This window comes from Pseudomonas sp. TH43 (genome assembly GCF_016650635.1).
Classification (GTDB): domain Bacteria; phylum Pseudomonadota; class Gammaproteobacteria; order Pseudomonadales; family Pseudomonadaceae; genus Aquipseudomonas.
The window spans coordinates 755,880-768,222 of record NZ_JAEKFI010000003.1; the positions used below are offsets into that span (position 1 = coordinate 755,880).

Genomic DNA, 12,343 nt, shown 5'->3' on the forward strand with positions numbered 1-12,343 from the left:
GGAGCTGGCGCAGGCTCGGGCCGCGTTCGGACGATTTTTTGATATTGAAAACACGATCAAAAGATCGCAGCCTGCGGCAGCTCCTACTTCATCGCGCGCCCGTCGATCGATCAGAGGCTGGCGGCGCGTTGCATGGCTTCACGGTTGAACGGCTGATCCTTGAGCACCTGCGCGATAAACCCATCACTGATCAGACGCACATGCTCCATCTGGCCTCCAGACGGATTGACCAGCCCGCGCCAAGAACTGGAGTGGTTACTCACCGTGTAGACACCCAGGACTTTCTTGCCGTGGCTGAGGCTGAACACCACCGTGCTGTCCCAGCTAACCGGCACCGGCACGATGAACATCGTCAAGGCACTGAGGAACATCTGCGGCTGCAATCCGCCGATGTCACTGTTGGCGATCACCAGCACGTTGTAGCCATCTTCGCTGCGACCGGTCCTGACCTCATCGAAAGTGCCGCGATGACGCAATTCGTCGCGCAGCATCCAGCCTGGTAATCCGAGGACATTGACGCTGATCGCCGGCAGGCGTTCGCTGTAATCGACTTCAGGTGTTTTCAGGCTATGGGTGGTCTGGCAGCCGCCCAGTAGCAAGAGCATTCCCATAAACAGAACTTTGAGGCGCATTAGAGTTTTCCTGACAGCATGGCTTTATAGACAGAGGCACTGGGGCCGTTTTCTTCGCGAATGAACGGCGTTGCCGTGTACAGATTCGGCATGTCCAGACGCTGCAAACCTGGCACTTGCGGGTACTTGGCGCGAACCAGCGCGGCGTCGCGCTCAAGGTGATCGCTGTGCAGGAACAGGCATGATGTGCCGCGACCGATCAGGCAGCCGGCACGGAAATCGCCGAGGTAATACGCCTTGCCGGCCTCCAGTTCCAGGCCGATGGTGAAGTCTTCGCGGCTCCACGACACCGACTGGCCCTGATCGAAACGCACGTTGTAGATCTCGTAACGCCCAGGTTTGAGCGGCATGACAAACAACGTGCCGATACCGTGCCCGGTCTCGCGCAGGTCGCGCTCGGTGCGCGCATAAAATTCGTTGTGCAACCGCGCCGTGGCGAAGTCGTCGCTGCCGCGCTTGCGGATCAACAGCATCTGTTCCTGCGCGCCGAATTTGGCCTTGGGCCAGATACCGACCACACCCACCACGTAGGCCACACCGGAATCGGCGGTCGGGCTGAGTTCGTCGTCAATGTAAGTGGGGGACATGCTGTAGCAACCGCTCAAGCCGAGCAGCACTGTCAGGACAGCGAAAAAACGCATCATCGGGGGAAAAAATCTCGCGTGAGCAACTATCGGAAACGCACGAAAGAGTTATTCAGCTCGCCCCTTCCATGGATTGGCGGCGAAGGATACGCAAAATAGTGGCACATTGCCAGAATTCGGGCGCCATGCAATTGGCGACCGAATGTCCGGGATATCGATCAGAGCACCGGCAACGTTTTGTCCTTGATGCTCTTCGTCGGCCCGTTGGCCTTGACGCTGGCGATGCCTTTGTCGCACGCGGCGGCGGAGGAATATGATTCGCTGCTGCCGATGATCTGATGGTTGGCAGCCTTGAGATTGAAGTACGGATGACCGTCCTTGGTCGACTTCTTCTCGTAGCGCTCATCCAGCGGGCTGTTGGTCTGCACTGCGGCAATGCCGTTTTCAGCGGCGCTGCGGGTGGTGTACAGCTCGCTGGTCAGAATCGTTTCGGCATTCGCCGCTTTCAGCACAAACCTGAACTGGCCGTTGCTGCTTTTACTCAATTCGTACCATCCGGACATGCTCGTTTCTCCTTGGCGATTGAATGGTTTCGCGCCAAAGAGTAAAGACCAGCCAAGGGTATCTGTCGCCTTTACCGGCCCCATCGCGGGCAAGCCTTGCTCCTCACTGTGTTTTGCAGGAGCAAGGCTTGCCCGCGAAGGGATCGACGCGGTCTGGACTATTTCACCCCGGCCCGTACCACCGACAACTCCGGCGCACTCACCCGCCGCTGACTCAGATAGCGCATACAACTCACGCGCAAGAACGACGCAAAATTCACCACCTCCCCGCGATAATCCATCACCTCTTCATACAGCTTGGCGATCAATTGATTGGTGGTCATGCCATCGACTGCAGCGATCTCGCTGAGAATGTCCCAGAACTGATTTTCCAGGCGCAATGTCGTCACCACACCACAGATGCGCAGCGAGCGGGAGCGCGACTCGTAGAGAATCGGGTCGGCCTTGACGTACAGCTCGCACATGGGCGAATCCTCGTTACAGGGTGATTTTAGTGCCGAGCAAACCCAGGAAACCGGCGAGCCAGCTCGGATGCGCCGGCCATGCCGGGGCAGTGGCCAGATTGCCTTGAACGTGGCCAGCAGTCACCGCAATGTCGATGTACGTACCGCCCGCCAGTCGCACTTCCGGGGCGCAGGCCGGATAAGCGCTGCACTCGCGACCTTCGAGAACGCCCGCCGCTGCCAGCAGTTGTGCGCCATGGCAGACCGCGGCGATGGGTTTTCCGGACTTATCGAAGGCACGCACCAAATCGAGAACTTTTTCGTTGAGGCGCAGGTATTCCGGGGCACGACCGCCGGGGATCAGCAGCGCATCGTAATCGGCCTCGCGGGCGTTGGCGAAATCGAAGTTGAGGGCGAACAGGTGACCGGGCTTTTCGCTGTAGGTCTGGTCGCCTTCGAAATCATGGATCGCAGTGCGCACGGTGTTGCCCGAGGCTTTGTCCGGGCACACGGCGTGAACAGTGTGGCCGACCATTTGCAGCGCTTGGAACGGCACCATCACTTCGTAGTCTTCGACGAAATCGCCGACCAGCATCAGGATCTTTTTCGCGGCCATGGGGAGGACTCCTCTGGAGAATACTTGGGAGTATTCAAGGTAGACCTTATCCGCAGGGCGAGGTAATAACTGACTACTACACACGCTCTGTGGCGAGGGGATTTATCCCCGTCGGGCTGCGAAGCGGCCCCCTGCGGTCTGTCATTGAGACCCTACATTCAGGATTTACGACTGCTGCGCAGCCGATCGGGGATGAATCCCCTCGCCACAAGGGATTACCCGCAACTGTACGGATAAGTCCGTGCCTAGCTGTAACAGCCCGAACTCCGCGGATTATGGCTAGATGAGGACACTTTCCAGCCACCTCGATATCTGGTTCCCATCATGTCCTCGCGCGAAAACACCGGCATGGCCCTCGGCCTGCTCGGGGTTGTGATTTTCAGCCTCACTCTGCCCTTCACCCGCATCGTGGTGCAGGAACTGCATCCGCTGCTCAACGGTTTGGGCCGCGCATTGTTCGCGGCGATTCCGGCGGCGTTGCTGTTGTTATGGCGCCGCGAGAAGTGGCCGACCTGGCAGCAGATCAAAGGTCTGAGCCTGGTGATTGCCGGCGTGATTCTCGGGTTCCCGGTGCTGTCGGCCTGGGCGATGCAGACCTTGCCGGCGTCCCACGGTGCGTTGGTCAATGGCCTGCAACCCTTGTGCGTGGCGCTGTATGCCGCGTGGCTGTCCCATGAGCGTCCGTCGAAAGCTTTCTGGGCCTGTGCCGCATTGGGTAGCGCGCTGGTCCTGGGTTATGCGCTGTACAGCGGGGCTGGCAGCATTCAGGCCGGGGATTTGCTGATGCTCGGCGCGATTGCTGTGGGTGGTCTGGGTTACGCCGAGGGTGGCCGCCTGGCCAAGGAGATGGGTGGTTGGCAGGTGATCTGCTGGGCGCTGGTGCTGTCGACGCCGCTGCTGATCGGGCCGGTGCTTTATCTGGCGTTACAACATCAGGGGACGGTCTCGGCGAAAGCCTGGTGGGCGTTCGGCTACGTCGCACTGTTTTCGCAGTTCCTGGGATTCTTCGCCTGGTACGCCGGGCTGGCGATGGGCGGGATCGCGCGGGTGAGTCAGATCCAGTTGCTGCAAATCTTCTTCACCATCGCGTTTTCGGCGCTGTTCTTTGGTGAACATGTCGAGCCGATTACCTGGGTGTTTGCTTGCGGGGTGATTGCGACCGTCATGCTCGGCCGTAAAACCGCCGTCAAATCCCCTGTGGGCGCGAGCCTGCTCGCGAAGGGGCCGTAACAGACAGAATCATCGCTGACTGTCAGTCCGCTTTCGCGAGCAGGTCGAGTCGTCGCACCGTCGCTCCCACAGTGTCTAGGTCAGTTCAGAAAGCCATCAGCGCGCAGCAAGGTTTCCAGGCAGTGTTCGCTGATGTGGTAGAACGCCTTCAATTCCTCAATCTTCACCAACAGCTGAGCGGGGTCGACCGGCTCGGCGCGTTTGACCGCCAGAATCATCTTGTTCTTGTTGGTGTGATCCAGCGAGATGAACTCGAACACCTTGGTCTCGTAACCGCAAGCTTCGAGGAACAGCGCACGCAAGCTGTCAGTGACCATTTCCGCCTGCTGGCCAAGGTGCAGACCGTATTGCAGCATCGGTTTAAGCAGCGCCGGGCTCTGGATTTGCAGGCGGATCTGTTTGTGGCAGCACGGCGAACACATGATGATCGATGCGCCCGAACGAATGCCGGTGTGGATCGCGTAGTCGGTGGCGATGTCGCAGGCATGCAGGGCGATCATCACGTCCAGCTCGCTCGGCGCGACGCTGCGCACATCACCGCACTTGAACACCAGCCCCGGATGATCCAGCTTCGCCGCGGCAGCGTTGCACAGGTTGACCATTTCCTCTCGCAGCTCGACGCCGGTGACTTCGCCATCAGCCTTCAAGGTGTTGCGCAGGTAGTCGTGAATGGCGAATGTCAGGTAGCCCTTGCCCGAACCGAAATCCGCGACCCGCACCGGTTTGTCCAGCGCCAGCGGTGACGAGGTCAGCGCATGGCTGAACACTTCGATGAACTTGTTGATCTGCTTCCATTTGCGCGACATGGCCGGGATCAGCTCATGCTGCGCATTGGTCACGCCCAGATCCTTGAGGAACGGCCGACTCAGTTCAAGAAAACGGTTTTTCTCGCGGTTATGCTCCGCAGATGGCGCTTCGCGTAATTGCTGAGGTTTGCTCTTGAACAGCGAAGCCTTGCCCTTTTTGCTGTATTCGAGCTGCGCTTCGTCAGTCACAGCGAGCAAATGCGCATTTTTGAACGACGCCGGCAACAACGCGGCAATCGTTGCCACACCTTCGACCAGCGGCAGGTTCTTGGTGATGTCGCGGGTCTTGTAGCGATAGACGAAGGACAGGTTCGGCTGCGCCTTGACCGTCACCGCTTTGATGATGACCCGTTGCAGCTCCGCCTCTTCACCGACGTACTTGGCCAGCACCAGTTTGATGAAGCCGTTCTGGTCGAGGCTGGTTTGCAGCAGCTCGATGAACTGGGCGTGGTGATCGGGCGCGGATTGCGCGGTTGCGGCGGTAACGGACATGAACAAGCGGCCTCGGGCGGGCGGAATCGGGAATGGCGGGTATTTTAGGGGGATGGGGATTGGGGACACGCTCTTATTTACCGAACGGTTCATTAAAGCAGCCCTCACCCTAGCCCTCTCCCAGAGGTAGAGGGGACTGACCGAGGTGTTTTCACCAGTTACGCCGACCTAAGATACCGAGCCGAACTCAGGTTTGAAAGGCCCCCGATCTGCTCCCTTTCCCCCTCTCCCATTGGGAGAGGGCTGGGGTGAGGGGCGGGATCTCAGCGTCGACGAATAATCCAGGCCTTACCCCAGCACAATCAACCGATTCGGCAACTCATTCCTCACCTGCGTCACCGGCACATGCACCTTCAACAACTCCCCACACGCCTCGACACACTGCACAAACCCATCCAGCGTGCGCCCTTGCCTGACCTGCTCGGTAAACGCCGCGACAATCGCATCCCAACTCTTGTTGTCCAGCCGACTGGAAATCCCCTCATCCACCAGAATCTCCACGTACCTTTCCGCCTCGCAGACAAGAATCAGCATGCCGGTGCTGCCCACCGTGTGATGCAGGTTCTGCTCGAGGAACTGCCGTCGCGCCAGGTTCGACGCGCGCCAGTGGCGCACACGGCGCGGGACCAGATGGGGGGTGATCTGCGGTAGGCGAAACAGCAGGCACAACACAATGAACGTGCCCCATTGCACCAGCAGCAGGTTGTGCAGGGTCAGCCAACCGGTCAGGTAGTGCACGATCCCCGGCACCATCAGCGCCAGCAGGCTGGCCCACAACAGCGGGATGTACGCGTAGTCGTCGGCGCGCGCGGCCAGCACCGTCACCAGTTCGGCGTCGGTGTCGCGCTCGACCCGGGCAATCGCCTCGGCGACTTTGCGTTGTTCGTGCTCACTCAGTAATGCCATGTCGAAAGTGCCTGTCGATTATTCTTTTAATATCACCAGCCGCCGGACGAACCGCCGCCGCCAAAACTGCCGCCACCGCCGCTGAAGCCCCCTCCGCCGCCACCGCCACCGAAACCTCCCCCGCCGAAACCGCCACCACCGGAGCCGCCCCGGCCGGCGGGAAGGATACCGAGCATCTGGAAGACAAACACGGCCAGGATGAACAACATCAGTAAAAGCACGAACAAACCCGGATGCCGCGAGATGAAATCATCGGCAGGATCACCGTTCGATTCATACACCGTCGACGGCTCGTCCAGCGGATTGCCGCCCAGCACCACCAGCATCGCCGCGACACCGTCGCTGATGCCTTTGTTGAAGTTGCCGGTCTTGAAAGCGGGCGTGATGACTTGATGGATGATCACCGAGGTCTGCGCATCAGTCAGCCGGTCTTCCAGGCCATAACCGACCTCGATGCGCACTTTGCGCTCGTCACGGGCGACGATCAGCAGCGCGCCGTTGTTCTTGTCCTTCTGACCGATGGCCCAGTGTCGGCCGAGTTGAACGCCGTAATCCTCGATGGTGGTGCCTTGCAGATCCGGCAGCGTGACCACGACCAATTGCTCGCCGGTCGCCTGCTCGTGCGCCTGCAACTGCTGGCTCAGCTGCGCGCGCACCGACGGCTCGATCATCTGCGCTGCGTCCACCACCCGACCGCTCAGCGCCGGGAACGTCAACTCGGCCTGAGCGCTGGCGGCGAACAACCACAGCATCAGCACCAGCCCCACTTTCAACACACGCATGCACACCCCCACCAACCCCTGTAGGAGCTGCCGCAGGCTGCAATCTTTTGACGTTGGTTTTTTAAAACAAGATCAAAAAATCGCAGCCTGCGGCAGCTCCTACCTGGGTTTTTCAGAATTTCACTTCCGGGGCTTTTTCTGCGCCGGGTGTGGTGGCCTCGAAGGTCGCGCGAATCGGCAGGTCGCTGTACATCACGCTATGCCAGAGGCGACCGGGGAAGGTGCGGATTTCGGTGTTGTATTTCTGCACCGCCAGAATGAAATCGCGTCGCGCCACGGCGATACGGTTTTCGGTGCCCTCAAGCTGTGATTGCAGGGCGAGAAAGTTCTGGTTGGCCTTCAAATCCGGATAACGCTCGGAGACCACCATCAAACGGCTCAACGCGCCGGTCAACTGATCCTGCGCCTGCTGGAACTGCTTGAGCTTTTCCGGGTTGTCGAGGGTGCTGGCATCGACCTGAATCGACGTCGCCTTCGCTCGCGCCTCGATCACCGCCGTCAGGGTTTCCTCTTCATGCTTGGCATAACCCTTCACCGTCTCCACCAGATTGGGAATCAGGTCGGCGCGGCGCTGATACTGGTTCTGCACCTGGCCCCACGCCGCTTTCGCCTGCTCATCGAGGGTCGGAATATTGTTGATGCCGCACGCGGTCAACAGCGTCGCCAGCAGCAACAACGTGGCGACCTGCAAACGCGAGCGGTGGGTTGGACTGACATTCATCGCAGTGATGCTCCCTGACACATTTCATTATAAAAACCGAGCGCGAAACATTCGCAGCCGTCTCTTGGGGCATAATCGGCCCCGCCACTGGATTGCGACGGGCCAATGGGCTAAAAAGTGCCCTGCGCGTTCACGCTGCCGAGTGTCGGCTGTCGTTTTTGGCTCGGTGTTTTTGAGCCTGCACCCGAACAACAATAGTCGCTCCCTAAATTTTGGCTGGCCGGTGTTTCATCGCCGCTTGGGCCCTTGAGAAAAATATTCATGAAGAAGCTGTGTTTGCTGGGTCTGTTCGTCAGCCTGGCCAGTCATCAAGTATTGGCCGCCACGACCCCGGTACCCCTGGAAAACAAGGACGCGTTCATCAGCAACCTGATGAATCAAATGACCCTCGACGAGAAGATCGGCCAGTTGCGCCTGATCAGCATCGGCCCGGAAATGCCCCGCGAGTTGATCCGCAAAGAGATCGCCGCCGGTAACATCGGTGGCACGTTCAACTCGATCACCCGCCCGGAAAACCGGCCGATGCAAGACGCGGCGATGCGCAGCCGCCTGAAGATCCCGATGTTTTTCGCCTATGACGTGATCCACGGTCACCGGACAATTTTCCCGATTCCACTGGCACTGGCGTCGAGCTGGGACATGGACGCGATCGGTCAGTCCGGCCGCGTCGCCGCCAAAGAAGCCGCCGCCGACAGCCTCGACATTACCTTCGCGCCAATGGTCGACATCTCCCGCGATCCGCGCTGGGGCCGCAGCTCCGAAGGTTTCGGTGAAGACACCTATCTGACCTCGCGCATTGCCGGGGTCATGGTTCGCGCCTATCAGGGCGCCACACCGAGCGCGGCCGACAGCATCATGGCCAGCGTCAAGCATTTCGCCCTGTATGGCGCCGTTGAAGGTGGTCGCGACTACAACGTCGTCGACATGAGCCCGGTGAAAATGTATCAGGACTACCTGCCACCCTACCGCGCCGCGATTGACGCCGGCGCGGGCGGCGTGATGGTCGCACTGAACTCGATCAACGGCATTCCGGCCACCGCCAACACCTGGCTGATGAACGATCTGCTGCGCAAGGACTGGGGCTTCAAGGGCTTGGCGGTCAGCGACCACGGTGCGATCTTCGAACTGATCAAGCACGGCGTCGCTCGCGACGGTCGTGAAGCGGCGAAGCTGGCGATCAAGGCCGGCATCGACATGAGCATGAACGACACCCTGTACGGCAAAGAGCTGCCGGGGCTGCTCAAGTCCGGCGAGATCGAACAGCAAGACATCGACAACGCGGTGCGCGAAGTGCTCGCGGCCAAGTACGACATGGGCTTGTTCAAGGATCCGTACCTGCGCATCGGCAAGGCTGAAGATGATCCGGCCGACACCTACGCCGAAAGCCGTCTGCACCGCGCCGACGCCCGCGAAGTGGCGCGCCGCAGTCTGGTCCTGCTGAAGAACCAGAACGAAACCCTGCCGCTGAAGAAATCGGCAAAAATCGCGCTGGTCGGCCCGTTGGCCAAGGCACCGATCGACATGATGGGCAGTTGGGCTGCAGCGGGTAAACCGGCGCAGTCGGTCACTCTGTTCGATGGCATGAGTTCGGTGATCGGTGACAAATCGAACCTGATCTACGCCCGTGGCGCCAACATCACCAGCGACAAGAAAGTCCTCGATTACCTGAACTTCCTCAACTTCGATGCACCGGAAGTGGTCGATGATCCTCGCCCCGCCAACGTGCTGATCGACGAAGCGGTAAAAGCCGCCAAAGAGGCTGACGTTGTCGTTGCCGCGGTGGGCGAATCCCGTGGCATGTCGCACGAGTCCTCCAGCCGCACCGACCTGAACATTCCGGAAAACCAGCGTGAGTTGATCCGCGCCCTGAAGGCCACCGGCAAGCCGTTGGTGCTGGTGTTGATGAACGGCCGTCCACTGACCATTCTTGAAGAGAACCAGTCCGCTGACGCGATTCTGGAAACCTGGTTCAGCGGCACCGAGGGCGGCAACGCCATCGCCGACGTGCTGTTCGGCGACTACAACCCGTCGGGCAAACTGCCGGTGACGTTCCCGCGTTCCGTGGGCCAGATCCCGACGTACTACAACCACCTGAGCATTGGCCGGCCGTTCACGCCGGGCAAACCGGGCAACTACACCTCGCAGTATTTCGATGACACGACTGGGCCGCTGTTCCCGTTCGGTTATGGTCTGAGCTACACCGACTTTGCCCTGAGCGACATGGCGCTGTCGTCGACCACGCTGAACGCCACCGGCAAGCTCGACGCCAGCGTCATGGTGAAAAACACCGGCAAGCGGGACGGCGAAACCGTGGTGCAGTTGTACATTCAGGACGTCACCGGTTCGATGATCCGCCCGGTAAAAGAACTGAAGAACTTCCAGAAAATCCTGCTCAAGGCCGGCGAACAGAAAGTCGTGCACTTCACCATCAGCGAGGATGACCTGAAGTTCTACAACGCCCAGCTCAAATACGCGGCCGAACCTGGCAAGTTCAACGTGCAGATCGGCCTGGATTCGCAGGACGTGACGCAGCAGAGCTTCGAACTGCTGTAACAGCGAGCACACCGCAAAACACCTGTGGGAGCGAGCCTGCTCGCGAAAGCGGTCTTTCAGATAAACAATTGCTGACTGACACACCGCCTTCGCGAGCAGGCTCGCTCCCACATTGGATTCAGTGTGTATTCAAAATCGATCTTTAGCCGCGGCGGTCGAGGATATTGACCACCACCCGATCCACCCAGCCCCAGATCCGCTGCTTCACCCGCCGCCACAACGGCCGGCGCTGCCACGCCTCCAGACTCACCAACTGGCTCAGTCCGAAGTCCTTCACAAAACTCGCTTGCACCGCTGCCGTCAACGACGGGTCCAGTGCCTCCAGGTTCGCCTCCAGATTGAAGCGCAAATTCCAGTGATCGAAGTTGCACGAACCGATGCTCACCCAATCGTCCACCAGCACCATTTTCAGGTGCAGGAAGCACGGCTGGTATTCGAAGATCTGTACCCCGGCCTTGAGCAGTCGCGGGTAATAGCGATGCCCGGCGTAACGCACTGACGGGTGATCGGTGCGCGGCCCGGTCAGCAATAAGCGTACGTCGACACCGCGCGCGGCCGCCTTGCGCAGTGAGCGGCGAATTTTCCAGGTTGGCAGGAAATACGGCGTGGCCATCCAGATGCGTTGCTGCCCGCTGTTCAAGGCGCGGAACAGCGATTGCAGAATATCCCGATGCTGGCGGGCATCAGCGTAAGCCACGCGGCCCATGCCTTCGCCCTTGTCCGGCGTGCGCGGTAAGCGCGGCAGCCCAAAATGCGCGGCCGGGCGCCAGGCACGACGATAGCGGTTGGCGATCCATTGGCGGTCGAACAGCAATTGCCAGTCGATCACCAGCGGGCCGCTGATCTCGACCATCACTTCGTGCCATTCGCTGGTGTCGTGGCCCGGCGTCCAGAACTCATCGGTAACGCCAGTGCCGCCAACCATCGCCAGACGCTGATCGATCAGCAGCAACTTGCGGTGATCACGATAGAAATTACCGACCCAGCGCCGCCAGTTCAGCCGATTGTAGAAACGCAGTTCGACCCCGGCATTGACCAGGCGCTGACGCAGCGTGAGGGTAAACGCGAGACTGCCGTAATCATCGAACAGGCAACGCACGCGCACGCCCCGCTCGGCGGCCACCACCAGCGCCTGCACGATGGTTTCGGCACAGGCGCCGGCCTCGACCAGGTACAGCTCAAGCTCTATCTGCTCCTGGGCGCCGAGAATCTGCTCAAGCATGCGCGGGAAGAATTGCGGGCCGTCGATCAATAACTCGAACCGGTTGCCGTCACGCCACGGGAACACCGCGCCGCGCATGTCAGCGCGCCGTGAAGATCAGCACCGCACCCACCGGCACCGACAGACTGATGGCCGACAAACCGGCCAGTTTGCGCAAGTTTTCCAGCCCCGGCGCGAGGTCGAAATCCTCGGCGTTGAGCACCACTGGCTCCAGCGTCACCACTTGAAAGCGTCGGTCATCGAGGCGGGTCGCCAACAGCTCTGCCGGGTATTGATGTTGTTTGCCGTGCAGGTTTACGGTCAGCGGCAGGCGCAGTTCAAGTTGCGCGCCGGGGGCCAGGTCGTTGATCGGACGCAGGTCGATCTGCGTGGTGATGGTCGCTTCGGGGAATTGCTCAATCTGGAACAGCTCTTTGCGCATGCGCTCGTCGCGCAGGGGGATGCCGCTGTTGATCGAGTCCAGCTCGACTTCGACTTCGGCGCGACCGTCGGGGTCGACCTTGCCGTGCAGCACCAGAAAGCGCTGCACCTCGGAAATATTGGCGTTTTTTGTGCTGACGAACGACAGCCGCGATGACTCGCCGTCGAGATACCAATTGGCTTGCACCGGCAGCGCGACGGCGGCCAGCAGCAGGCTGGACAGGGATGCAATGAGGGAGCGGTTGAACATTGAGGACTCGTGGGGGCGATAAACCTGCACGAACCTTAACTGTCCTCACGGTTATTGCAAACCGAAGATCGAACTCTGTAGGAGTGAGCCTGCTCGCGATAGCGTATTGTCAGTCACCGAAGA

13 protein-coding genes are annotated in these 12,343 nt (G+C 60.0%); 2 read left to right on the top strand and 11 right to left on the bottom strand.

The window, feature by feature from the left end:
- Positions 1 to 110 precede the first annotated feature (110 nt).
- The 5 genes from JFT81_RS13050 to JFT81_RS13070 all read right to left on the bottom strand — a co-directional run bounded on the left by JFT81_RS13050 (position 111) and on the right by JFT81_RS13070 (position 2,838).
- Positions 111 to 632, bottom strand: coding sequence for a hypothetical protein (locus JFT81_RS13050; protein ID WP_201227623.1), 522 nt, complete (start codon positions 630 to 632; stop codon positions 111 to 113).
- Positions 632 to 1,276: a hypothetical protein gene (locus JFT81_RS13055; RefSeq protein WP_201201376.1), complete on the bottom strand. Its 645-nt coding sequence runs from the start codon at positions 1,274 to 1,276 to the stop codon at positions 632 to 634. Before JFT81_RS13055 ends, JFT81_RS13050 begins: the two co-directional genes overlap by 1 nt.
- Positions 1,277 to 1,434: 158 nt before the next feature.
- Positions 1,435 to 1,779, bottom strand: coding sequence for a YegP family protein (locus JFT81_RS13060; protein ID WP_201227624.1), 345 nt, complete (start codon positions 1,777 to 1,779; stop codon positions 1,435 to 1,437).
- 158 nt (positions 1,780 to 1,937) lie between these two features.
- Positions 1,938 to 2,243 carry a ribbon-helix-helix domain-containing protein gene (locus tag JFT81_RS13065; protein ID WP_201227625.1) on the bottom strand — a complete coding sequence of 102 codons (306 nt, stop codon included), beginning with the start codon at positions 2,241 to 2,243 and terminating at the stop codon, positions 1,938 to 1,940.
- A 13-nt stretch (positions 2,244 to 2,256) separates the two neighbouring features.
- A complete protein-coding gene (locus JFT81_RS13070; protein ID WP_201227626.1) occupies positions 2,257 to 2,838 on the bottom strand; it encodes a DJ-1/PfpI family protein in 582 nt (193 codons plus the stop codon).
- Between the two features lie 324 nt (positions 2,839 to 3,162).
- On the opposite strand from JFT81_RS13070, the gene JFT81_RS13075 reads away from it, so the two are divergent.
- Positions 3,163 to 4,068, top strand: a complete 906-nt coding sequence (locus tag JFT81_RS13075) for a DMT family transporter (protein WP_201227627.1) — start codon at positions 3,163 to 3,165, stop codon at positions 4,066 to 4,068.
- A gap of 80 nt (positions 4,069 to 4,148) precedes the next feature.
- Here JFT81_RS13075 and JFT81_RS13080 read toward each other — a convergent pair whose 3' ends face one another.
- The 4 genes from JFT81_RS13080 to JFT81_RS13095 all read right to left on the bottom strand — a co-directional run bounded on the left by JFT81_RS13080 (position 4,149) and on the right by JFT81_RS13095 (position 7,775).
- On the bottom strand, positions 4,149 to 5,366 hold the full coding sequence (locus tag JFT81_RS13080; protein ID WP_201227628.1) for an SAM-dependent methyltransferase: 1,218 nt from the start codon (positions 5,364 to 5,366) through the stop codon (positions 4,149 to 4,151).
- A 288-nt stretch (positions 5,367 to 5,654) separates the two neighbouring features.
- Positions 5,655 to 6,272 (bottom strand): TPM domain-containing protein, encoded by a 618-nt coding sequence (locus JFT81_RS13085; protein ID WP_201227629.1) that lies wholly within the window; start codon positions 6,270 to 6,272, stop codon positions 5,655 to 5,657.
- Between the two features lie 32 nt (positions 6,273 to 6,304).
- Positions 6,305 to 7,054, bottom strand: coding sequence for a TPM domain-containing protein (locus JFT81_RS13090; protein ID WP_201227630.1), 750 nt, complete (start codon positions 7,052 to 7,054; stop codon positions 6,305 to 6,307).
- A gap of 112 nt (positions 7,055 to 7,166) precedes the next feature.
- Entirely contained in the window at positions 7,167 to 7,775 is a 609-nt protein-coding gene (locus tag JFT81_RS13095) for a LemA family protein (protein WP_201227631.1), read from the bottom strand.
- 261 nt (positions 7,776 to 8,036) lie between these two features.
- Between JFT81_RS13095 and bglX the strand changes: the two genes are divergently transcribed.
- Positions 8,037 to 10,328 (top strand): beta-glucosidase BglX, encoded by a 2,292-nt coding sequence (gene bglX / locus JFT81_RS13100; RefSeq protein ID WP_201227632.1) that lies wholly within the window; start codon positions 8,037 to 8,039, stop codon positions 10,326 to 10,328.
- 142 nt (positions 10,329 to 10,470) lie between these two features.
- Here bglX and JFT81_RS13105 read toward each other — a convergent pair whose 3' ends face one another.
- The gene (locus JFT81_RS13105) at positions 10,471 to 11,628 is read right to left on the bottom strand and encodes a phosphatidylserine/phosphatidylglycerophosphate/cardiolipin synthase family protein (protein ID WP_201227633.1); all 1,158 of its coding nucleotides are present in this window, start codon (positions 11,626 to 11,628) and stop codon (positions 10,471 to 10,473) included.
- A gap of 1 nt (position 11,629) precedes the next feature.
- A complete protein-coding gene (locus JFT81_RS13110; protein WP_201227634.1) occupies positions 11,630 to 12,220 on the bottom strand; it encodes a YceI family protein in 591 nt (196 codons plus the stop codon).
- Positions 12,221 to 12,343: the final 123 nt, after the last annotated feature.

Excerpts from the sequence above, each read along its gene's own strand:
- JFT81_RS13105 (WP_201227633.1), bottom strand. The coding sequence starts at position 11,628 with ATGCGCGGCGCGGTGTTCCCGTGGCGTGACGGCAACCGGTTCGAGTTA.
- JFT81_RS13065 (WP_201227625.1), bottom strand. The coding sequence starts at position 2,243 with ATGTGCGAGCTGTACGTCAAGGCCGACCCGATTCTCTACGAGTCGCGC.
- JFT81_RS13075 (WP_201227627.1), top strand. The coding sequence starts at position 3,163 with ATGTCCTCGCGCGAAAACACCGGCATGGCCCTCGGCCTGCTCGGGGTT.
- JFT81_RS13095 (WP_201227631.1), bottom strand. The coding sequence starts at position 7,775 with ATGAATGTCAGTCCAACCCACCGCTCGCGTTTGCAGGTCGCCACGTTG.
- JFT81_RS13060 (WP_201227624.1), bottom strand. The coding sequence starts at position 1,779 with ATGTCCGGATGGTACGAATTGAGTAAAAGCAGCAACGGCCAGTTCAGG.
- JFT81_RS13090 (WP_201227630.1), bottom strand. The coding sequence starts at position 7,054 with ATGCGTGTGTTGAAAGTGGGGCTGGTGCTGATGCTGTGGTTGTTCGCC.
- JFT81_RS13110 (WP_201227634.1), bottom strand. The coding sequence starts at position 12,220 with ATGTTCAACCGCTCCCTCATTGCATCCCTGTCCAGCCTGCTGCTGGCC.
- JFT81_RS13085 (WP_201227629.1), bottom strand. The coding sequence starts at position 6,272 with ATGGCATTACTGAGTGAGCACGAACAACGCAAAGTCGCCGAGGCGATT.
- JFT81_RS13070 (WP_201227626.1), bottom strand. The coding sequence starts at position 2,838 with ATGGCCGCGAAAAAGATCCTGATGCTGGTCGGCGATTTCGTCGAAGAC.
- JFT81_RS13050 (WP_201227623.1), bottom strand. The coding sequence starts at position 632 with ATGCGCCTCAAAGTTCTGTTTATGGGAATGCTCTTGCTACTGGGCGGC.
- JFT81_RS13055 (WP_201201376.1), bottom strand. The coding sequence starts at position 1,276 with ATGATGCGTTTTTTCGCTGTCCTGACAGTGCTGCTCGGCTTGAGCGGT.
- JFT81_RS13080 (WP_201227628.1), bottom strand. The coding sequence starts at position 5,366 with ATGTCCGTTACCGCCGCAACCGCGCAATCCGCGCCCGATCACCACGCC.
- bglX (WP_201227632.1), top strand. The coding sequence starts at position 8,037 with ATGAAGAAGCTGTGTTTGCTGGGTCTGTTCGTCAGCCTGGCCAGTCAT.